Origin of the sequence: Streptococcus mitis (assembly GCF_000722695.1) — a bacterium.
In the GTDB taxonomy this organism is placed as follows: Bacteria; Bacillota; Bacilli; order Lactobacillales; family Streptococcaceae; genus Streptococcus; species Streptococcus mitis_O.
Map to the genome: position 1 here is coordinate 81186 of NZ_JPFU01000002.1, position 22147 is coordinate 103332.

Annotated in this window: 26 protein-coding genes; 15 read left to right on the plus strand and 11 right to left on the minus strand. The window is 37.7% G+C overall.

The window, feature by feature from the left end; genetic code table 11:
* The first annotated feature begins 24 nt into the window (after positions 1 to 24).
* A complete protein-coding gene (locus SK629_RS00535; protein ID WP_042900123.1) occupies positions 25 to 252 on the plus strand; it encodes a hypothetical protein in 228 nt (75 codons plus the stop codon).
* A 1027-nt stretch (positions 253 to 1279) separates the two neighbouring features.
* Here the strand turns inward: SK629_RS00535 and SK629_RS00540 are convergent.
* From SK629_RS00540 to SK629_RS00565, 6 genes are all read right to left on the minus strand, one after another.
* A complete protein-coding gene (locus SK629_RS00540; protein WP_042900124.1) occupies positions 1280 to 2545 on the minus strand; it encodes a tyrosine-type recombinase/integrase in 1266 nt (421 codons plus the stop codon).
* 92 nt (positions 2546 to 2637) lie between these two features.
* Positions 2638 to 2886, minus strand: coding sequence for a MerR family transcriptional regulator (locus SK629_RS00545; protein ID WP_001083626.1), 249 nt, complete (start codon positions 2884 to 2886; stop codon positions 2638 to 2640).
* Between the two features lie 5 nt (positions 2887 to 2891).
* Positions 2892 to 4121 (minus strand): Rep family protein, encoded by a 1230-nt coding sequence (locus SK629_RS00550; RefSeq protein ID WP_160165276.1) that lies wholly within the window; start codon positions 4119 to 4121, stop codon positions 2892 to 2894.
* 178 nt (positions 4122 to 4299) lie between these two features.
* Positions 4300 to 4647 (minus strand): hypothetical protein, encoded by a 348-nt coding sequence (locus SK629_RS11945; RefSeq protein ID WP_125420743.1) that lies wholly within the window; start codon positions 4645 to 4647, stop codon positions 4300 to 4302.
* Positions 4648 to 4853: 206 nt separating this feature from the next.
* A complete protein-coding gene (locus SK629_RS00560) occupies positions 4854 to 5963 on the minus strand; it encodes a helicase HerA domain-containing protein (protein WP_050492322.1) in 1110 nt (369 codons plus the stop codon).
* A gap of 10 nt (positions 5964 to 5973) precedes the next feature.
* Positions 5974 to 6297, minus strand: coding sequence for a hypothetical protein (locus tag SK629_RS00565; RefSeq protein WP_042900126.1), 324 nt, complete (start codon positions 6295 to 6297; stop codon positions 5974 to 5976).
* A 647-nt stretch (positions 6298 to 6944) separates the two neighbouring features.
* Between SK629_RS00565 and SK629_RS12805 the strand changes: the two genes are divergently transcribed.
* Genes SK629_RS12805 through SK629_RS00580 form a run of 3 tightly spaced genes read left to right on the plus strand, consistent with a single transcriptional unit; the run spans position 6945 to position 10758 of the window.
* A complete protein-coding gene (locus SK629_RS12805) occupies positions 6945 to 9683 on the plus strand; it encodes a CAP domain-containing protein (RefSeq protein WP_042900128.1) in 2739 nt (912 codons plus the stop codon).
* A 55-nt stretch (positions 9684 to 9738) separates the two neighbouring features.
* The gene (locus tag SK629_RS00575) at positions 9739 to 10338 is read left to right on the plus strand and encodes a hypothetical protein (protein WP_042900129.1); all 600 of its coding nucleotides are present in this window, start codon (positions 9739 to 9741) and stop codon (positions 10336 to 10338) included.
* A 33-nt stretch (positions 10339 to 10371) separates the two neighbouring features.
* Entirely contained in the window at positions 10372 to 10758 is a 387-nt protein-coding gene (locus SK629_RS00580; protein WP_042900130.1) for a hypothetical protein, read from the plus strand.
* Positions 10759 to 11037: 279 nt separating this feature from the next.
* Here SK629_RS00580 and rpmG read toward each other — a convergent pair whose 3' ends face one another.
* From rpmG to SK629_RS00600, 4 genes are all read right to left on the minus strand, one after another.
* Positions 11038 to 11187, minus strand: a complete 150-nt coding sequence (rpmG, locus tag SK629_RS00585) for a 50S ribosomal protein L33 (protein WP_001265622.1) — start codon at positions 11185 to 11187, stop codon at positions 11038 to 11040.
* Between the two features lie 15 nt (positions 11188 to 11202).
* Entirely contained in the window at positions 11203 to 11385 is a 183-nt protein-coding gene (gene rpmF, locus SK629_RS00590) for a 50S ribosomal protein L32 (RefSeq protein ID WP_000290417.1), read from the minus strand.
* Between the two features lie 151 nt (positions 11386 to 11536).
* Entirely contained in the window at positions 11537 to 11737 is a 201-nt protein-coding gene (locus SK629_RS00595; RefSeq protein WP_000796544.1) for a PTS ascorbate transporter subunit IIC, read from the minus strand.
* A gap of 2 nt (positions 11738 to 11739) precedes the next feature.
* Complete coding sequence (locus SK629_RS00600) at positions 11740 to 12747, minus strand: SPFH domain-containing protein (protein ID WP_042900131.1); 1008 nt, start codon at positions 12745 to 12747, stop codon at positions 11740 to 11742.
* 184 nt (positions 12748 to 12931) lie between these two features.
* Here SK629_RS00600 and ilvD point away from each other — a divergent pair, with 184 nt between their 5' ends.
* Positions 12932 to 14635, plus strand: a complete 1704-nt coding sequence (ilvD, locus tag SK629_RS00605; RefSeq protein WP_042900132.1) for a dihydroxy-acid dehydratase — start codon at positions 12932 to 12934, stop codon at positions 14633 to 14635.
* Positions 14636 to 14695: 60 nt separating this feature from the next.
* On the opposite strand, the gene SK629_RS00610 is transcribed toward ilvD, so the two are convergent.
* Positions 14696 to 15037 (minus strand): metal-sulfur cluster assembly factor, encoded by a 342-nt coding sequence (locus SK629_RS00610; protein WP_001204052.1) that lies wholly within the window; start codon positions 15035 to 15037, stop codon positions 14696 to 14698.
* 123 nt (positions 15038 to 15160) lie between these two features.
* Between SK629_RS00610 and rgg the strand changes: the two genes are divergently transcribed.
* The 10 genes from rgg (at position 15161) to SK629_RS00660 (ending at position 22142) form a co-directional block, all read left to right on the plus strand.
* The gene (rgg, locus tag SK629_RS00615) at positions 15161 to 16012 is read left to right on the plus strand and encodes a quorum-sensing system transcriptional regulator Rgg (protein WP_042900133.1); all 852 of its coding nucleotides are present in this window, start codon (positions 15161 to 15163) and stop codon (positions 16010 to 16012) included.
* 200 nt (positions 16013 to 16212) lie between these two features.
* A complete protein-coding gene (locus tag SK629_RS00620) occupies positions 16213 to 17460 on the plus strand; it encodes a transporter (protein ID WP_042900134.1) in 1248 nt (415 codons plus the stop codon).
* Positions 17461 to 17537: 77 nt separating this feature from the next.
* Positions 17538 to 18818, plus strand: coding sequence for a histidine--tRNA ligase (gene hisS, locus SK629_RS00625; protein ID WP_042900135.1), 1281 nt, complete (start codon positions 17538 to 17540; stop codon positions 18816 to 18818).
* Entirely contained in the window at positions 18818 to 19285 is a 468-nt protein-coding gene (locus tag SK629_RS00630; RefSeq protein ID WP_080710147.1) for a hypothetical protein, read from the plus strand. Before hisS ends, SK629_RS00630 begins: the two co-directional genes overlap by 1 nt.
* 9 nt (positions 19286 to 19294) lie before the next feature.
* A complete protein-coding gene (locus tag SK629_RS00635) occupies positions 19295 to 19501 on the plus strand; it encodes a helix-turn-helix transcriptional regulator (protein WP_001176233.1) in 207 nt (68 codons plus the stop codon).
* Positions 19501 to 19689, plus strand: a complete 189-nt coding sequence (locus SK629_RS00640) for a hypothetical protein (protein WP_042900138.1) — start codon at positions 19501 to 19503, stop codon at positions 19687 to 19689. Before SK629_RS00635 ends, SK629_RS00640 begins: the two co-directional genes overlap by 1 nt.
* Positions 19676 to 19873, plus strand: coding sequence for a hypothetical protein (locus SK629_RS00645; RefSeq protein ID WP_042900140.1), 198 nt, complete (start codon positions 19676 to 19678; stop codon positions 19871 to 19873). The genes SK629_RS00640 and SK629_RS00645 overlap by 14 nt, the downstream gene beginning before the upstream one ends.
* Positions 19870 to 20616: a DUF3169 family protein gene (locus tag SK629_RS00650; protein WP_080551676.1), complete on the plus strand. Its 747-nt coding sequence runs from the start codon at positions 19870 to 19872 to the stop codon at positions 20614 to 20616. Before SK629_RS00645 ends, SK629_RS00650 begins: the two co-directional genes overlap by 4 nt.
* A 10-nt stretch (positions 20617 to 20626) precedes the next feature.
* Positions 20627 to 21451 carry an ABC transporter ATP-binding protein gene (locus SK629_RS00655; protein WP_042900142.1) on the plus strand — a complete coding sequence of 275 codons (825 nt, stop codon included), beginning with the start codon at positions 20627 to 20629 and terminating at the stop codon, positions 21449 to 21451.
* Entirely contained in the window at positions 21444 to 22142 is a 699-nt protein-coding gene (locus tag SK629_RS00660) for an ABC transporter permease (RefSeq protein ID WP_000488848.1), read from the plus strand. Before SK629_RS00655 ends, SK629_RS00660 begins: the two co-directional genes overlap by 8 nt.
* The last annotated feature ends 5 nt before the right edge of the window (positions 22143 to 22147 follow it).

Below are 22147 nucleotides of genomic sequence, written 5' to 3' on the forward strand. Positions count from 1 at the left end.
CTTATATAGGAGAATCAAGATATTATGGCAATATTTGATGATTTACGAGCATTGTATGACAATGGTTGGGACGCTTCTTTTGATTATAAGGGTCAAGTATGTGGTATTTTTCCTAATTCTGTTTATGACATTGTCGTCGTACTTGGAGATAATAAATTTAAAGTGTCATCTTTTGATGAGTTAATTTCTTTACAGATTAAAGGGAAAACTTTGCTGGAAATCATGAGTGAGGTTGAAGTGCAATATGGTTGAAGGACACTAGAGAAAAGATAGGTAATAAATTGAAATGCACGGATTGAATGTTGAGAAAAAAGTGCTATAATTAAGATATGAAGGATAGAGGTTGAGAATCTGTCACCAACGCGCCACTTATAGTGGGTCGAGAAATGCAGGAGCCCCGACAGTCCTGCCTATCCTTGCAAGTCAATCAGCCCTTAGCTATGAATCTAGGGGCTTTTTGCTTTGTCTTAAAAGCTTGATTTCTGGGTTTGTTTAGAGATTTGTTAGTAGGGTTATTTGTGTATCTAAGTCTATCTATTCCAAGAATGACGCGATGTTGATGATATAAATCTGGTACGATATAATATTTTGGCCTCCTCACTTTAAGGAAGAGAGGTGTTGCCGATGTTAGAAATTATCATCACAATTTTTCTAGCACCCTTAGTAGTCAATATTTTGACAACCTTGTTTGAGAAATGGCTTAACTCACGCAAGAAATAACCTTTAAGGGGCGATAAGCCAAAAAACCTCAACGCTGGAACGTTGGGGCTTTTTGTTGCCTTGTTAGACAATTATCATCACTATAGACCAATTCTAACACACAACCCCCGACATTTCAAGCATTTGTTTTGATCTTTCCTTAGAGTGTGATTGTGGTTTGAATCCATTTCACTGAAATTAGAACCCGTGTCACCAATCCCCATTTTACAGGTTAAATGATGAAAAAACTATTTTATATATCATATATAATACAGGTGAAAAATGATGATATCGGTTAAGTAGAGTGCAGAAGGGTGCAGTCGGGTCCTAAAATTACCTGAATCAAATCAGTTTTACAAAAAAGATTGTAGGATAAGTAGAGTTTGAATTGAAATATAAGTATTGTTGACAAAAAGAAAAAAACGCTTGAATCAGTGTTTTTCTTCTGTATTGATTCGTATTGAATGCTTACTTAACTTCTGTAAGGAGTAGACAGAGTTCTATATAACCCCTCAAAACCTTTATTTTAAAGGCTTTGTAATTTATTGAAGAAAAAATGTAGAGACAAATGTAGAGACGATTAAGTAGATAGTTCAGCTATTTTATCTAAATAAATATCTACTGCCTCTAATTTCTTCTTCGGTGCTAACTCGGCGTATGTATCCATAGTTGTGTTGATAGATTTATGTCCCATACGAACTTGTAGTTCTTTCCAGTTTGCCCCAGCATTTAACATCATTGAAGCATGAGTATGTCTGAAAATATGGAAACCATAATCAGGTAAACCAAGAGAAGTTAGTCGTTTTTTTAAAGTAGCACGTTCGTTTCTATCGCACATATAATTTCCATAAATCGTTGGAAAGATTAACTTGGATTGAGGTAGACCTTGCTTTTTGAAATAGTTATTCATTTCTGTATAGAAATCCCTAAGGTCAGTGAGAGTAGAGTTTGGAACGGGAACCTGACGATTACCAGAATCGGTTTTTGCGGTTGGTTTACAAATCATACATCCTTTAGTACCAAGTTTCTTATTGGCGCTTTTCCACATCAATGTTTTATTTACAATAATTTCATTGTTTGTGAAATCCAAGTCATTTATTTCTAATGCTAGAAGCTCATTGATTCGCAATGCAGAAGCGAGTAAGGAATTGCAGATGGTAATAAATCGTCGATTAGCTCTGTTATTAGGTAATGTTTTTAAGAATGATAACCATGTTTTTAATTCTTCATCATGCAAGACCATAGTTCTACGAGAAGCTAATTTAGGCTTTGGAGGGATTTTGATAGTTTTCACTGGGTTTTTAGTTAATCCAAAATGTGTGATGCCAAAATCGAAAATATCACTAAGTTTGTGAGTGACTGCTCCAAAGTCTTTTGCACTACCTTTTTCAGCACGCTTTTTCCCTGATTCAATCGATATTCTAGCTTTTTGGGCGAGATTGTTAACCCATCTTTGAATGTCAGCAGATGTGATTTTTTCAGGAATGTAATCTCCGAATGCAGGGATGATGTAATTATATACGTATCCCTTCACTCTATTGATTGTATTATGAGAAGTAACCCAAACTTGATAATTATTGAACCATTCTTCTGCAAGTTCAGAAAAAGTGGATAATCGTTTATCTTCTTTCCTCGTTCCACCTGCTTTTTCAAAATTAACTCTAGCCGTTAGGATTTTACGGTCAAGTTGCCGTAGTGTTTTAGCTGTTATAGACGTTGTTACTTGTTTGCCTGTTTTTTCATCGATACCTAAGTAAAGGCCTCGTAAAATATAACTAACCTCTCCGTTTGAATTTGTTTTTTTGATAACCTTTTTGTTATTGTAAGTTATAGTTTCAGATGTCATAATGCCCTTTCATTATACGGATATAAAATAAAAAGGCTAAAATAGAACATTTTCTATACATAACAGACAGTTCTATTTTAGCATAATTCATGTTATTTCTCTAAGAATTGGAGAACATTTTCAAGTTTATAGTAAACAGTTCTGGTTCCTTCTATAGGTGGTTCCAGTCGTTTTAGTCCTTTTTCTTCCCAAGATTTTAATGTATTCGGAGAAATTTGAAGGAGATTCAACAGGTCTTTTTGGGTATATAGACCACAATAATTGAAGATGTGGGTTTCCTGTTGTAGGATTTGTAAGAGATTTAGTAGTAGGTTTTTAATTTCAAATAGTTCTGAGTTCATTATTGTTATTCCTTTCTTTGAATAGTTGTTTCAAACTGTGTGAAGAAGCTATTAGCGCGATGTATTGGCTGAGATTCAAAGGGGTTCGTGAAAAAGTTGCTGTCATCTTTTTCGTATTCCCGACTCTCATAGTTATAGTGTGTATAAAAGATATTATCCTTTTCAACTAGTATGGCTGTTTGGATTCGTCGTTCTAGCTGGTCGAAACGGTCAATTCGTTTACTGGTTTGAAAATTATCATACAACTCCTTTGGTGAGTAAGGGCTAGTTATGAATATTAGTTCAGCGGTTAATGCCTTATCTATATATCTAGAAGGTAAGAAAACATCGAAATTATAAGGGTCTAGAATTTTCAAAAGGTCATCATATCGAAAGCTATCTGGTCGCAGTTCGTCAATAATGATAGTTTCCTGGTTTTGATAACTCTGAAAAGGGTCGCGACTTGAGCCTGTTACAAAATAAGAAGTATTTTTATTTTCTGCATAAGTCTTAGCCAGTCTTGTCTTACCAAGTCCAGACTCACCATAGATATAGACTACTTGCTTTGTCTTTTGTTCATACTTCATACGATTCAGGAATTCTCTCCCTAATCTTTCTTGCCTTTTTTCAGCAACAGCTTTAAGTCGCGTACTTGCTTTCGCATATTGACTTCCCGTTAGCTCAGATTCAATCTCTTCTAGAGTTAATAAACCGTCATAAAGCATATCTAGATATTCTCGTATTAGTTCCCCTTCTTTTTTACTTTGGTTTCGCTCTACTTGTTTTCGAATATTTTCTAATTTTTTAGCAAAATCAAAGTTACTTATTACTTCCGAAATAGGGTACTGATATTTATTTTGAGCATCTTTAGTTTGGTGAACAAGATAACTAAAACCATTATTAGGATGCTTGAAGAATTCTAATCGTTCGATTTGAGCATCTTCACGTTTACCATTTCGTTCATTAATTTCCCAAGCTATGCTATGTGGGCTACGAGCATGTTTGAAATACATCATGAGATGAATATGGGGTTCTACAGTTTCTCCATCTTCATTAACATCTTTATCATGTAAAATTCCTGCCCAGAGTAATGGCTCTAATAACTTAACGATTCTATCAATTTCTTTTTTCCAATCAGATAAAATAGCTAGTCGCATTTGTTGTGTATACATGATTGCACGCTGTTTAGGGATTTTTTTATTTGTTTTTTTCTCTGAAGACATTTCAAGAATTTCCTTTCGTTTTGTTTTTGGCACATTGGCACAGTTTGAATGCGAGACAATGCCAAGACCAGTCTCGCAGTATTGTTAGTATTAAGGATATTTAGAGTAAGTAGTATCATTGGCACAGTTTTGTAATATAAAAAAATGGTGGAAGGACTTTTTGTCTTTGACAAAGTCCTTCCACCGATTTTATAGTCTATTTGTTCATATTTTATTTCAATCTACTATGATTGTAAGAGCCTGTTGCTTGATACCAACGACCATCACTAGGCGCTATATTGGTAAAGAACAAGTCGGGTTCCATAGTGTGTAATTTTGTTTTAATAGCAGGGAATATTTCTTGTACTTTCAAGAAACTTTCATGATTGTTTGGAACTTTCCACCGTAATATAGCCCCATCTTTTGTATAAATCATCGATAAGGTTAACAAAGAACGATTGGCCTTGTTGACGATTGATTTTTGAGTAGAAATCTGTTTATTTTGAGTATCGAGAATAGAATCGGACTCAAAATGGGCAAATTTTCTCAGTTCGTAGGTTGCTCGTAATCCTTTGAGCATGTATTTTATATCACTTTTAAACCAGTGATAAAGGAAAAGAGAGAAAAGTAGGATTGAAAAAATTATCAAAGGATAGAAAAGAAAAATAACATTTTGATAATTAATTTCAATGTTCAGATTCTGTTGAATCAAGATAAGTATAAATATAGGAAAACAGCTTACTATAGTTCCTATACATAAGATTTTGAATAGATTATACTTGTTTATCATAAGCACCTCTTGTTATAGTATGGGGTGAGGAGTGGCATGATGTTGCTGTCATGCTTTCCATCACTAAATTTGACAATTCCTGTCCCTATTCCGCTAGGAACAACAATATTTTCAATATGAGCGTTTGGCAATAAAAACTGAGTGGTGTTAGTATTTATCTCTCCCAAAATAATAGAACAGTTAATTTGTTCTCTAACTGCTAGATTTCCTCCAAATGCGGTAGCATCAAAACGTTGGGAAACTAGGATAAGTGAAACTTTAGTAGCTCTACCTAGGAGAGCCACAGTTCCTAATAGTTGTGCAAACGTATCTCGTGCTTGTTTTGAAGAACCCTGAACAAGAGCAAGTAGCTCATCTATGATAATGTATTTGCGTTTTAATGTAGCTTTTGGGTTTTCTAAAAGTATTTCTTGACGTTCGTAAATCTTATTGATAGCATCCCCCAGAATTTCATTTACTTCTGTGATAAAACTATTTAAGTTAGCCCCTCTTTTCGGAGACAGGACAGACAGATTTAATTCACGACCTAGAGAATAAATATCGGCACGTTTAGGGTCTACGGCTACAATATCGTCAGTTATTTTACGAATACACCTAATAAGGTATTCTAGGAAATAACTTTTTCCTGAACCAGATGAACCACTGATAGCTAAATGAACAACATCATTTAGATTGATACTAACTTGGTTTGACATGAGCGGAATCCTAATCTCACTAACTTCTTGATTTATAAAATGTTGGATATTAGGAATAGTTAGTCGAGTTGGAATACCATTTACCCAAGGGAAGAAAAAACCTCTAGCAAGATTAGGGTCACCTGTCTTGTATGGGATGAAAATTGCATTACTTTGTAACATAAGCGTTTTATACGGGTAAAGGATGCCAGAACAGATATCTGCTATCTTAAAATACAGGCTTTTATCTAAAACATAGGAAACAGGAAGATTGGGAATGAAAAACATTCCCTTATCTTCTGCCTCTAAAGAAATGGAGAAAGAGTTTGTAAAGCTCGTTTCTCCGTTGATATCTAGTGTATTGTTGAGATTACTTGTAATGAATTTAGCTAATTCATTTTCAGACATAGGCATTTTAATAGGGATAGTCATAAACTACCCCCTAAGCTTTGTGAATGCCTGTGGCACGGAAATACGCATTTGATTTAATCTGAATTGCTTCTAATTTATCAAATGATATTTTCTCACCAATGTTAAATTCAGATAAATCTGGTTTGTCATCCGGAAGGAACTTCACTTTAAAAGGATTATGAGTATCCGTAGCAATCCAAATCTGATAACCAATAACTTTATCTGTCCGTTTATCGTCTTTATATTCATACTGTGTTTCTATTTGCAGTCCTACAATATAAGTTGATTCATTTCCAAGAAGTTTCTCAGCATTTTCTGAGCTATAATAGCTTGATGATTTGACTGTGAATGCCATATTTTTGACCTTTCTTATTAAGGAGGAGAATAATTTTTATTCTACAGGAGTAATAGTTGTATTTAACAACTATATGTTGATTTATCTCATAGTGCCCATCTCTTATATATATATTTTTTTTTTTTTTTTTGAAATGCCACGCGTGGCTAAAGGGAGTTAAGGTCAAGTGATTTTATGTCATCAAAAATTAACAAAAATGTAACATAAAAACACTTGACAGAGTGTTAATTTTTAGGTTATACTCCCTTTAGGGAAATAAGATAAGAGATGGGCAAGAGATAAGAAAAAATTTTTTCATAAAGAAAAAGGGGAGTCGGGGCGTAGCCCCGTTGAGATAAGTTAGTTTCGGGTACCCGAAACTAACTAGAATGGGGCAGTGCATAAAAATTTATGCATTATTAAAAATGTAAACAGCTGAGCTTTTCTTGGCTGTTTTTTTGTTTTCTAAAAGAAAAAATGAGAGTTTCTTCAACTTATAATTTATAGTAAAGTTCGGGAAAAATAAATTATAAAATCCTCGGAAATGGCTTGACAAAAGCATTTCGGGGGGGGTATAATATAGTAGGAATATTTTAAATGAGTCTATAAATCGAATGAGGAAGCGCTTGCTTCTTGGTTTTGTTAACGACTTTTATAAAGGAGACAATATGAATAAAAAAGATATTTTATTAAGCGCTGGCTTAACAACTATTCTTGTTGGGACTGGTGTTGCAAATACAACTGTCCAAGCAGAAGAGGTTGATTCTGGTCAACCCAAGCCTACGGTGAAGACGACTCCTGTTCATGTTACAGAACAAGACGTGAACACGGCAAAAGCTAATGTGAACAGCGCCCAAGCTGATGTCAACGCAAAACAGGGCACAGTCGATCAAGCAAAAGCTGATAAAGTAAAAGCTGATGGCAAAATTGACTCAATCAATAAAGACATCGACACTGCTAATAACGCAAACAAAATTATCGACGCACAAAACGATATTATCACTAGCAAAACAGCAGACAAGACAAACGCAACAAATGATTTGAATGCCGCTAAAGATGGTGAACGTGATGCGCATACAGCACTAGACAATGCTAATACTGCAAAAACAGAAGCCGATAACGCCCGTGACGCTAAGAAAGCTGATGTTGATACGAAACAAGCAGACCTTGATGCAATCACAGATGCTAACGTGCGTAAAAATATCACAAACACAACTGATAAAATTTCAAACGTTGATAATGATTTGAACGCTAAAGGTGCACAAATCACAGCTACAGACACTAAAATTGCTGCTAAACAAGGGGAAATCGATAACTATAGAGTTAAAGTTATTTCGACAGATTTAAACCCTGATGAACGTAATCATACAGCTCATGATAACCTTAATGATTATGAGTATAACCATGGATTCTTCCGTAACAACCAAATGGAACCGGTTAACTTCCAAGGTGTTGACATCAAAGAAATTGACGCAACTAAAGATATGGTTGATTTCGCAGATGCTTTAGCAGCCTATAAGAAAGCGCCATATGATTGGACAACTCGTAAATACAAAGAACGCCCAACATACCGTTACAAGGTAGATAACAAAGGTATTTCAGACGCCTTTGTCAAATTGCTTAATCAACTACGTGTTAATAACAATTTGAAGGGTGATATGGTGGTTGACGATGAGTACCTTGCATACGCACAAAAACGTGCTGATGAAATGCAGAAAACAGGCGTATTGTCACACCGTACAAGCTTGACAAATAAACCAGGTTACATCAAAGGGGTGCAACCAGACCAGAACGTTGAAAACATCCTTGGCGGACTATCAGGCCAAATTATCGGTCGCGACGGTGAATATTTAACATTTGACCATATCGTGACTAATGAAACGTTGGCTTATGATATGTTGTTGACATACTACTCAGACTACGCAAATGTGCGAGGTTTGAAATACGGACACCGCAAAAACTTATTGACACCAACAGGTGGTAAAATGGGTGTTGCCATTTCAACCATTGACGGAAAAGACAAAACAACTTATTTCGGTTCATTCAATGCTAGTGCGCACAAAGGTTCAACCTATGAATGGAATGAAGATGACCAAATGTTCTATTCCCTAAACCAAAGTCAAGATGAGAAGGATTATTTGGACCATAGTAACAACTTCAAACAAGATGACCCAATGAACCCAACATTCTATGGTAAAAAGATGAAGTTTATCGCAGACACTCATTATGTGTTTGTTAAACGTCAAATCATCGATGACAGACCAAAAATGCAAGCAGAGTTGGACGCTTTGAAAGCTCAAAAAGCTACACAAGAACGCGAACGTGACGTATTAGTTGCGAAGAAAGCTGATTTGACTCAAGAGTTGGATGCTTTAAACGCGCAATTGAATGATATTGCTACAGCACGTACGAATGCGACAACAGCTCTAAATCAAGCAAAATCTGATTTAGCTACACTTACAGCGACAGCTCAAGATAAGGCAAATGCTGTTATCCAAAAACAAAAAGAGTTGGATAAGGCAACAGAACGTGTAAATGATGTAACTGTACGTATCAACACAATTCAAAGTGAAATTGATGCGGCAACAAGCAAACGTGATAATGCTATGCGTGTCCACGCGCAATTACCACAATTGAGTGCAAGTTTAACACAGGCAGAAGCAGATAGAGCAAACGTGGAACAACGCATCACAGTTGCAGAGCAAGACTTAGCGGATGCCAAAGCTCGTTTGACACAAGCACAAGCTGACCACAAATACAAATCAGATATCTTTTCAATCGATAAGATGCTGAATGTATATACGGATGGTAACCGTGTCATTTCAGCAACACCAAAAGTAGCTCCAACAGTGGATGAATTGCCAGAATTGGATATCACAGCTGACATCCCTAGTGATTTGAATACAAAACAAAATCCTGACGGTATTGGTGCGACACCAAAAGTAGCTCCAACAGTAGATGAATTGCCAGAATTGGATATCACAGCTGACATCCCAAGTGATTTGAATACAAAACAAAATCCTGATGGTATTGGTGCAACACCAAAAGTTGCTCCAACAGTGGATGAATTACCAGAGTTGGATCCAAGTGCTATCATTGACAAGCCAGCGGATAAGCCAGCGAATAAGCCAGCGGATAAGCCAGCAGATAAACCAGCGGATAAGCTAGCGAATAAGCCAGCGGATAAGCCAGCAGATAAACCAGCGGATAAGCTAGCGAATAAGCCAGCGGATAAGCCGGCAGATAAACCAGCGGATAAGCCGGCAGATAAACCAGCAGAACAACTTGCGTTACCAAGTACAGGAGAAAATCCTAGGGTAGCAAATTCAATTGTTACAGTTGGCTACGGATTATTAGCAATGATTGGCTTGGCAGGGTTCTTTACTAAGCGGAAAGAGACTAAGTAATTATATAGAACTATCTAGTGTCATGCTGGATAGTTTATTTTAAAAAGGAGAAGTAATGGCAGTAGAAGATAAGATTAAAAATCTATTAGATATGTTAGACGGTTATGGTTACCAGTATAAGTTATTTGACGGTAAAGTTGTTGTTGAGAATCATTCATCGGATATAATACGAGCAGTAGAGATATTGGAAGAATTTTCTAAATATAATTTGATTCCAATGTACCGAACCACTTCGTTTAAAAACGTACCGAAATTAGTTTATTATTCCTTTATGACAAAACTAGAAGAGATTTATAAAGAAGAAGCAAATAGAATAGGGATAGAATTTAAAGATTTCTATTTAAAGGAAAGATACAAATTAAAGGAATATCTTGAGTATATGCATGCTAGTTTTTCTGATTATGGAACATTTATAATAGATTACTATGATACAGAAAGCTTAGTTATTAAAGGTTGGCCAGAGAATTCTGCGGTGAGTTTGGCTAGTAATGATAGAATAAAACAATATATAAATAAAGACACTTTTACCATAGATTTTAATCGTGTGAAAAATGTGGATAATCAAGCTAATCTGATGTATGGTTATTTAGAGATGATTGATGAAGAGCCTGAATTTTTAGAAGAACTAATTAGAAATCATAGCTCTAGTTTTTAAGTAAGTTTATTGAGCACACACACGAGGTATTAAATGAGAAATATAAATTATTCAACATTTTTAAGTGCTAAAGATGCTCTAACTTTTGAAGAATGTCAAAACATTCATCAGACAATTCTAAACAATATTGGTAACGATGAGGAAATTTTAGAAGTATGGTCTGAGTTTTTGCAAGCTAGTATAAGCTATGCTCATATTCGTAGCCAGTGGTTGCTTTGGGAACGTGAAGAGCGTCAACAAAAAGATGAAGGTAGAACAGCAAAGCATGAGCGAGTAATATATTGTCTAAAGCTTCTTAGTCGTTATCTAGGGCAAGAAGGTGTGGACGTTTCATGGTTTGATGCTATAGAGGATAACAGAAAGCAAATAGGAGATTTTGCTTGTTATATAGCTTATATCTACTCTATAAATGCTAGATAGAAAATGCAGGCTGATTAATGCCTGCATTTTGGACTTCAATTATTCATTCAAAAGATTTTACTATTTTCATGAATAATTGAAGTGAAAGAATAAAAAAAGAAGAGCTACTCATCTGTGAAGTAGCTCTTCTCTTATATCCGTAATCTCTTTTTATTTATCTGAAAATGTAGAGAAAAATGTAGAGATTCGGCTGATTTGTATTGCAATACATTGAAATTTGAAATCTCAAGAATCGCTTAAAATCAAGGGCTCTCACATCTATTGACGTGTAGTGAATCCCTATTTCACCTCTGTAAACACAACGTGTTTGCGAAGTTTTGGTGAGTATTTCTTCAATTGAAGACGGTCTGGAGTGTTACGTTTGTTTTTAGAAGTAAGGTACAAGCGTTCACCAGATTCTTTGTGTTCAAGTGTAATATTTACGCGCATGGTATCTCCCTTCTATTATTCAGCTGATGCAGCTTTAGCGATTTTACGTCCTTTGTAGTATCCTTTAAGTGATACACGGTGAGAACGTGAGTAATCTCCAGTAGTTTCGTCAAAGTTTACAGATGGAGCTGTTACTTTGTAGTGTGTACGACGTTTGTTTTTCTTCGCTTTTGAAGTGCGACGTGCAGGTACTGCCATTTTGATTTCTCCTTTAGGTATTTATATTCGATTCAATCTACTGATTTTCATCAACCATACTAGGATAACACATTTTTTTTGTAAAGTAAAGTTACTTGACAAAAAAAGATAAAAAAATTCTCCTGTCCGACCTAGCAGACAGGAGAAGGTGTTAAATATCAATCTCAAATGGTTCGTCAATGGTTTCTGATACGTATTTTCCGTCTTTCTTCCGTTGCTTGACACATTCTGTGAGGAGATATTCGATTTGCCCATTGACTGAACGAAAGTCGTCTTCTGCCCATGATGCGAGTGCAGCGTATAACTTTGTTGAGAGTCGAAGGGGAATCTGCTTTTTTTTAGCTTCAGCCATCTTTAGTAAAGACTTCCTGTGTTGACAATTGGTTGTGCATCATGATTGCCACAGAGGACGACTAGGAGATTTGAAACCATGGCAGCTTTTCGTTCTTCATCAAGCTCTACTAATTCCCCTTCATTGAGACGTTCCAGGGCCATTTCAACCATACCCACAGCGCCATCGACAATCATCTTACGGGCATCAATAATGGCTGATGCTTGTTGGCGTTGAAGCATGACAGCAGCAATTTCTGGTGCGTAAGCTAGGTAAGTGATACGTGCTTCAAGGATTTCCAAGCCAGCATCTTCCACGCGACTTTGAATTTCTTCACGAATACGGTTAGCAACAATTTCGCTAGAGCCACGGAGACTACCTTCATCTGCTTGTCCATCACCTGTAGTATCTACATTAGGAGACACGTCGTAAGGATAGATACGGACAATATTTCGGAGGGCGCTATCACATTGCAATGAAAGATATTCTTTGTAGTTATCAACATTGAAGACTGCTTTGGCTGTATCAACAACTCTCCAAGTTACCGCGATACCGATTTCCACAGGATTTCCTAGACAATCATTGATTTTTTGGCGAGAATTGCTCAAGGTCATAACCTTGAGGGAAATCTGTTTCTTGCCAATTTCAATATTTACATCATTGCCATTTGATGATTTCATCCCTGAAAAAGGAGATTTCGTGCTAACGTCACCACTTTGTCCAAGTCGAGTGTGGTTTGCAGGGTTAACTGCTACGCTGAAGGGATTGACAAAGTAAAAACCAGGTTCTTTGATGGTACCTGTATAGTTACCAAAAAGAGTCAAAACCAGAGCTTCCTGAGGTTTGACAACTTTTAAACCAGCATGAGCTAGGCCTGCAATTAAGCTTAATAAAAGTCCGATAATCATTCCAAAAATGTTTTTCGAACCAACACCCATTATAAATATAAAGACACCAAGTACGAGTGTCAACTCAATGAGAATCAATGCGAATACACCATTTGGTTTTGAATTGATGAGTTTTTCAGTCATAAGAACGACCTCCTGTTATTTGATATCTAAATGATATCACTTTAATTTATAAAGTCAAGAAATAAATGGAATATTTTTAAAGAAAAGATTGCTGTATAGAATTTTCTGAAAATTCAAGAATTTTCTTCTGTTCATTGCCTTTAAAATGTGCTATAATAGTAAAAACTGAAATGGGAGGGAACAAATGACTGAATTAGATAAACGTCACCGCAGTAGCATTTATGACAGCATGGTTAAATCACCAAACCGTGCCATGCTTCGTGCGACTGGTATGACAGATAAGGACTTTGAAACACCGATTGTGGGAGTGATTTCGACTTGGGCGGAAAATACACCATGTAACATTCACTTGCATGATTTTGGGAAATTAGCGAAAGAAGGTGTCAAATCGGCAGGCGCTTGGCCTGTTCAGTTTGGGACCATTACCGTAGCGGACGGGATTGCCATGGGAACGCCTGGTATGCGTTTCTCTTTGACATCTCGTGATATCATTGCGGACTCTATAGAGGCGGCTATGGGTGGTCACAACGTCGATGCCTTTGTCGCTATCGGTGGCTGTGACAAGAACATGCCTGGTTCTATGATTGCCATTGCTAATATGGATATTCCAGCTATTTTCTCCTATGGTGGAACTATTGCACCGGGAAATCTTGATGGAAAAGATATTGACTTGGTTTCTGTCTTTGAAGGAATCGGAAAATGGAACCACGGTGACATGACAGCTGAGGACGTGAAACGTCTTGAATGTAATGCCTGCCCTGGCCCTGGTGGCTGTGGTGGTATGTATACAGCTAATACTATGGCGACCGCTATCGAAGTTCTCGGTATGAGTTTGCCAGGGTCTTCATCTCATCCAGCTGAATCAGCTGACAAGAAAGAAGACATCGAAGCAGCAGGACGTGCTGTTGTTAAGATGTTGGAACTTGGTCTCAAACCATCAGATATCTTGACTCGTGAAGCCTTTGAAGATGCCATTACTGTAACCATGGCTCTCGGTGGTTCTACAAATGCCACTCTTCACTTGCTTGCTATTGCCCATGCGGCTAATGTTGACTTGTCACTTGAGGACTTCAATACGATACAAGAGCGTGTGCCTCACTTGGCCGACTTGAAACCATCTGGTCAGTATGTCTTCCAAGACCTCTACGAAGTCGGTGGTGTGCCTGCGGTTATGAGATATCTCTTGGCAAATGGATTCCTTCATGGAGACCGCATCACATGTACTGGTAAGACTGTAGCTGAGAACTTGGCTAACTTTGCAGACCTCACACCAGGTCAAAAAGTTATCATGCCACTTGAAAATCCAAAACGTGCGGACGGTCCGCTTATCATCTTGAATGGGAACCTTGCCCCTGACGGTGCGGTTGCCAAGGTATCAGGTGTTAAAGTTCGTCGTCACGTTGGACCGGCTAAGGTCTTTGATTCAGAAGAAGATGCGATTCAGGCCGTTCTGACAGATGAAATCGTTGACGGCGATGTAGTCGTTGTTCGTTTCGTTGGACCTAAGGGTGGTCCTGGTATGCCTGAGATGCTATCACTTTCTTCAATGATTGTTGGTAAAGGTCAAGGAGATAAGGTTGCCCTCTTGACGGATGGCCGTTTCTCTGGTGGTACTTATGGTCTAGTTGTTGGGCATATCGCTCCTGAAGCTCAGGATGGTGGACCAATTGCCTACCTTCGTACAGGCGATATCGTTACGGTTGACCAAGATACCAAAGAAATTTCCATGGCCGTATCGGAAGAAGAACTTGAAAAACGTAAGGCAGAAACAACCTTGCCACCACTCTACAACCGTGGTGTCCTCGGTAAATATGCCCACATCGTATCATCTGCTTCACGCGGAGCCGTGACAGACTTCTGGAATATGGACAAGTCAGGTAAAAAATAAACTCAAAAAGCAAGCCAACTTCGGCTTGCTTATTTTCATCTTCAAAAGTGATTTGCCTGCTTAACGAGGTGGTAGTCCAAGGGCAATACGGCCGTAGCGACTGATTCGTGTGATCTTCCAGGCAGGCGACCAGGTAACTTCAACCTTGACATCTTCGATACCCTCGATTTGTTTGAGACCTGCAACGATTTCGATAGGCAGGCTTTCGGCACAATCACAGGCAGTGTCGGTGAAGGTCATGACAATCTTGCAGAGACCTGTTTCGTCCAGATTGATTTCATAAATCAAACCTAGATTGTAAACATCCAATTCCACATCTGTATCAAAAACCTTCTCTAGTTTTTCGATAATTTGGTCTTGCAAGGCCAAAGCACGGTCATTGATTTTGATATCGTCTCTCATAACAGTCCCTCCACGTGATAAATATCCTCTATTTTCTCATAATTCTGACAATTTGGCAAGTTTTTGATGAATTTTCTGAAAAATATGATAAAATGAAGAAAATACGGAATCAAGGGGAAGTCTATGGAGCAGATTGGAAAAGTCTTTAGACAATTACGAGAGTCAAGAAATATCTCGCTGAGACAAGCAACTGGGGGACAATTTTCTCCGTCCATGTTGTCCCGATTTGAAACAGGTCAGAGTGAGCTTTCGGTGGAAAAGTTTCTATTTGCCCTAGAAAATATATCTGCCAGTGTAGAGGAAATCCTCTTTCTGGCGAGAGGTTTTCAGTATGATACTGATTCTGAGTTGAGAAAAGAAATCATAGATGTCTTGGAACCAAAGAATATAGCACCTCTTGAAGACTTGTATCGCAAGGAGTATCAAAAGCAGGCCCATTCTCAAAACAAACAGAAACATATTCTAAATGCCATTATTATCAAGTCTTATATGAAGAGCATGGATGAAAGGGTAGAGTTAACAGCAGAGGAAGGGAAAGTCCTTCATGACTATTTGTTTTCTACCGAGATTTGGGGAATCTATGAACTCAATTTGTTCTCGGTCAGTTCTCCCTTCTTATCTGTTTCTCTATTTACTAGATATGTACGAGAAATGGTTCGAAAATCTGATTTTCTAATGGAAATGTCTGGAAACAGAAACCTTTTTCACACCATGCTATTGAATGGTTTTTTAGCCAGCATTGAGTGTGAAGAATTTACCAATGCCTCTTATTTTAAACGTGTCATCAAAGAGCATTTCTACAATGAAAATGAGACCTATTTCCGAATTGTCTATTTGTGGGCAGAAGGTCTCCTTGATAGCAAGCAGGGCAGAGTCAAGGAAGGTCAGAAAAAGATGGAAGATGCTGTCCGTATTTTTGAGATGCTTGGCTGTAACAAATCTGCCGAATACTACAGAAAAACGACCGATTGTTGAATATCTGCAAACTAAGAAAATAATTTGAAATTTGAAGCGATAGAACTGTTGGGCTCTCTCGTGTCATTGGAGAAATTCTATTGTTTCTTTTTGCTCATTTTATTTGTTGCATATATTCAAAAGTTTTTCCTCTAAAATTTCTAAGTGCTATACTATAGTCATACTTCACATAAAACTTCTAACAAGAAGGGAGATTACCTATGAAACTATTGTTTAGAAATCAAGCTTATCGACTCTTGACTTTGTCACGCTTCTTCAATGCTTTTGGTGCTTCAATTTTTAACCTGGTATTTATCGTCTATGCATCGACCTTGTCACAAGCCTCCTTTGCTGTTGCTATGGCGAATATTGTCATGATTCTTCCGACTCTCTTTACAGTTTTTGTAGGGATTCGGGCAGATTACACGAGGGACAAGGTCAAATGGATGGTCTATAGCGGTTTGTTTCAGGCGGTTTTATTTTTTCTAGCAGCTTTAGTTGTCCAGCAAGCTAGTCTCTTTGCCTTTTCTAGCCTGTGTTTAATCAATGTCATTAGTGATGTCATCAGTGATTTTGCAGGTGGCTTGCGCATGCCTCTTATTAAGGAAAAAGTAGCTGAAGAGGATTTGATGGAGGCTTATTCTTTTTCCCAGTTCATCACCTATATTTCAGCTATTGGTGGTCAAGCTTTTGGAGTCTGGCTCTTAGGTCTATCGGTCAATAATTTTTCCCTCGTTGCGGGAATCAATGCCTGTTTCTTCCTAGTATCAGCCGTCATCCTCTTTTTAGGAAAAAGCAAATTGAGCCTGTCAATGTCATCTGCTGATGGTGAAATTCTAAAAAATGAGAAGCTTCCGATCAAAGAGCAGTTCCTAACGATTTATCGAAATTTACGTCTCGTTTTTCTTAAAGGTGGGCAGAAAAACTTTGGATTCATGATTTTTGCTGTCTTGCTGATCAATGCCTTGGGTGGCGCTTTAGGAAGCATCTATAACATCTTCTTTTTGAGCCATTCTCTTTTGGACTTTTCTTACACAGAGGCATTATTTATCAGTCAATTCTGTGCTGTGTTAGCAATCATCATCAGTAGCCTTACGGGCAATGATTATTTTGGGAAGCAGTCCTTGCCTAGATTGATGATGTGGGTGACCGTAGGACTCAGTCTAGTTGGTCTAGCTAATTTATTCAATCAAGTCGTACTTGGTTTACTATTTCTCTGTTCAACTCTGTATGTGTCTGGTAAAGTTCAACCAAAGATTAGTGCCATGCTCCTGAAAAATCTAGCTCCAGAGGTTCTAGCTCGTACCAGTAATTTTTTAGGTTTATTGTTTACCTTATCCATACCTGTGGGAACAGCCTGTTTTTCACTTGTAGCCGTATGGAATATACAGTTGACTTGGATGCTATTTGTTGGTCTTTCCTTGCTAGCTATTCTTTTGACAGTTATTAATCTTAAAAATGATATCTAAATCCTAATTTTTTTCTCACTGTTTTAATCCCTCTATTTATGGTAAAATAAGACTATTAAGTTTAAAGAGGACACCCTATGAAATTACAAAAACCAAAAGGAACGCAGGATATTTTACCTGCTGAGTCTGCCAAATGGCAGTACGTTGAGGGCTTTGCCCGTGAGATTTTCAAGCGCTATAACTATGCAGAAGTGCGCACGCCTATTTTTGAGCATTACGAGGTCATCAGTCGCTCTGTCGGAGATACAACGGATATCGTAACCAAGGAAATGTATGACTTCTATGACAAGGGTGACCGCCATATTACCCTACGTCCAGAAGGAACTGCGCCCGTTGTCCGTTCCTATGTGGAAAATAAACTCTTCGCGCCAGAAGTGCAAAAGCCAAGTAAGTTCTACTACATGGGACCTATGTTCCGTTATGAGCGTCCACAAGCAGGGCGTTTGCGCCAGTTCCACCAGATTGGTGTTGAGTGTTTTGGATCTAGCAATCCAGCTACCGATGTGGAAACCATTGCGATGGCAGCCCATTTCTTGAAAGAAATCGGTATCCAAGGTGTCAAACTACACCTCAATACGCTTGGAAATCCTGAGAGCCGTGCGGCTTACCGCCAAGCCTTGATTGACTATTTGACACCGCTCAAGGAGACCTTGTCTAAGGATAGCCAACGTCGTTTGGAGGAAAATCCTCTCCGTGTATTGGACTCTAAGGAAAAAGAAGACAAGGTGGCAGTAGAGAATGCACCGTCTATCTTGGACTTCCTTGATGAAGAAAGTCAAGCTCATTTTGATGCTGTGCGTCAGATGTTGGAAAATCTTGGAGTAGACTACATCATCGATACCAATATGGTGCGTGGTCTGGACTACTACAACCACACCATTTTCGAGTTTATCACTGAGATTGAGGGCAATGACCTGACAGTCTGTGCGGGTGGTCGTTACGATGGTTTGGTTTCTTACTTTGGAGGCCCTGAAACTGCTGGCTTTGGTTTTGGACTTGGTGTAGAGCGTTTGCTTCTCATTCTTGAAAAGCAAGGTGTGGTCCTCCCTATCGAAAACGCCCTAGATGTTTATATCGCAGTCTTGGGTCAAGGGGCAAATGTCAAGGCTTTGGAGTTGGTACAGGCTCTTCGCCAACAAGGTTTCAAAGCAGAGCGTGATTACCTCAACCGTAAACTCAAAGCTCAGTTCAAGTCAGCTGATATCTTTGCTGCTAAGACCCTCATCACCCTAGGAGAGAGTGAAGTCGAAAGCGGACAAGTGACGGTCAAGAACAATCAAACACGAGAAGAAGTGCAAGTGTCACTTGATGCTATCAGCCAAAACTTCTCAGAAATTTTTGAAAAATTAGGCTTTTAATAGTAGATAAACTGGTCAGGACCTTACTCCTGACCTTTTTCTTTTGCAAAATGACAAAAATCCTAAACTTTTTGACAAATATGTTTGTCAAAAAGAAAAAGATGTGTTACAATATAAGCAAGTTAAGAAATAGGAACCAGAAAGGAGCTATGATGTGGGTACTAGGATTTATACTATTTATGATTTTCTTTTATTCTAATGGTTCTAAAAAAATCAAGAAACTAGAGAATAAAATCAAAAAGCTTGAGCGAAAAGAGAAAGGAAATATAGAGATGTCAAGATTATTGCAAGAAATGATTGGAAAGAAACCAATTATAACGGGAGTGTATATTGGGCCAGATAACTGGGAAGTTGTGGATGTTGACGAGGAATGGGTCAAACTACGTAGCGTTGATAAAAAGGGGAAAGAAAAATTCAAGTTGCAACGTATTGAGGATATCCAAACCGTTGAATTTGACGGAGAGTAGGTGTGTAACATGCAACTAAAAAATCGTCTAAAAGAGCTTCGGGCTCGCGATGGCCTCAATCAAACCGAACTAGCCAAGCTAGCAGAGGTTTCCAGACAGACTATCAGCCTATTAGAACGGGACGAATACACCCCGTCCGTTGTGATTGCCTTGAAAATATCTCAGATTTTCAACGAAACAGTCGAATCGGTATTTCGCTTGGAGGAGGATGAGTGATGAACAAGTATAGAGTGATTTATTATATGAGTGTTCTTACCCTCGTTGTGAATGCTTTCGCTATGGTTGGAACATTACTGGGGTGGTTTTATTTTGTTGAAAGTAAGTATTTGTTTTGGCTTAATTTAGCCCTCTTGTCCATTTTCAATCGGTTGAAGAAAAAGGAGAAAAATGATGAACAAGTATAAAGTGATTTATTATGTAGTGGCCATAGCTCTATTAGTCAGCGTATTTCTACTGATTGGGATAGACTTAGGTTGGTTTAGTCCCTATCAAAGTGACCAATTTATTTGGGCCTACTTTGCTCTTATCCCAGTCGTTGACTGGATTGAAAAGAAAGCAAACAATTTAGCAAGTGAAAAAGGAGAATGAATATGAAAAAGAAAAAGAAAGGTGGATTGTTATTTTTGATGTCTATTGTCTTGGGAGGTTTCTTGGGCATGTTTGTAGGGATGTTTAAGGCAGATGCCGAATCCAACGGAATTATGTTAGATGTAAAACCCTTGATACCATGGCTATCAGCTATCAGTTTACTACTAGCCGTCATTATTCTTTTTTTGACTTTCAATTTCCTAAAGAAAAGCAGAAAATTTCATTCCTTGTATCAAGAGGAAATGGATGATGATCTGAATGAAACCTATTATGTGCAGATGTATCGGAATCTCGAGTTTGGAACCATTGCTTTTAATATTGCAAGCGTAGCAATTTCATTGTCTATTTTTCTCTCATTAAATGAAGTGGTTATATTGCATACAGACCACCAAACATTTTCCCTCTCTTTCTTAGTCTTTGTGCTATCCTTAATCGCTCAAAAATCTCTTTTTAAAACAATTGCGATTGTGCGTCAGTTTGATTTGGCTCTTTTCTCTACACCAAAGGATGTCTTGGACTATATAAATTCCTATGATGAAGGGGAGCGCCAGGCTAATTTGGAACAGAGTTTTCGAATTTTATTCCAATTAAACCAATATGTCTTACCAGCCTTATATGTTTTTCTTATTATCATTTCTTTCTTGACAGGAGAGATTCAGTTACTAGCCTTCTTGCTTGTCGGAGCTATCCATATTTATATCAATGTGATGCAGTTACCTATGGTAAAACGCTATTTCAAATAAAGGAGTTTCTATGATTCGTGTTGAAAATGTAAGCAAAAGTTTTGGGAGCAAAAAAGCTCTTCATCAGATTTCTTTTGAGATTAAGGAAGGTGAAATCTTTGGTTTTCTTGGCCCTTCTGGCTCAGGTAAAACAACCATGATCAATGTCTTGACAGGTCAGTTGGCTGCAGATCAAGGTAAAACAGTTTTGTTAGGCAAGAACTCTCAAGATTTAACCTCAAATGATTTGGAACAAATTGGTATTGTTAGTGATGGCAGTGGCTTTTATGAAAAGATGAGTCTTTACAAAAATCTGCTCATTTACGCTAAGTTATATGGTCTCAAGTCATATAGAGTAAATCAGGTGCTCCAACAGGTTGGATTGGCAGATGCTAAAGACATCATCGCAGAAAAACTATCTACAGGAATGAAACAACGAATGTTCTTGGCTCGTGCCCTTCTGAATGCTCCTAAGATCCTCTTTCTAGATGAGCCAACCAGTGGCTTAGACCCTACAACATCTAAGATGATTCATACCCTACTTCAAGAATTAAAGCAGGCGGGGACAACTATCTTTCTGACCACGCATGATATGAATGAAGCAACTCTGCTTTGTGATCGCTTATCTCTTTTAAATAAGGGGAACTTAATAGAGTATGGAAGTCCGCAAGATATTATCCAGAAGTATCATGTGGATAAGAAAGTACGTGTGGTTTATAAAGATGGACGAGAACAGATAGTTCCATTTGAAGAATTGCCACATTTAGACACGACAGATTTGATGGTGGTTCATTCTTGTGAGCCAACTTTAGAAGAAATCTTTATCAGATTGACAGGAGAAAAGTTAGATGTTTAGAAAATTAAATGCCCTACTATGGTTAAGATTACAAGTTCTTATCAGCAATTCAACTTTATTGGCGAGTCTATTGATGCCTTTTGGTACTGCTGTTCTATATAATGAATTTTCAAATAAGGATGGACAATTGAGCCTATTTTTACTATCTGCTAGCTTGACGATGGTCTTGAGCATGGGAAGTGGTTATATGGTATCGATTATGATGGCAGAAGATAAGGAAAAGCGCAATCTTAAATCACTCATCCTAAGTGGTGTGACAGCAACAGAATATACTATTAGTATGCTCGTTCTTCCTATGTTGATTATGTTGCTTGGAATGATTTTACTACCAATCTATCTTAAAGTAGATGTATCAGGTTACCTATTTGCCTATGTTATCTATTTGGTCTTAGCAACTATTAGTGTTATTTTTCTCAACCTTCTAATCGGTGCGGTGTCAGATACTCAATCTAAAGCGCAAGTTTATAGTATCTTCCCTATGTTAATTGTCTCTTTTTTACCTATGATTGCTCTTCAAAATGATACGGTTCAAAAAGTGTTGGATTACTCGTTCATCGGTCCTATTGTAAATCTTTTAAATAAAAAAGGTGGGGAAATATCTTTTTCTAATATCGGCATGTTACTTGCCTGGGTACTTGTGTTAGGGATAGCAAACCTCTTTGTATTGAAAAACAGTTATAAAGCAAGATAGGAGAT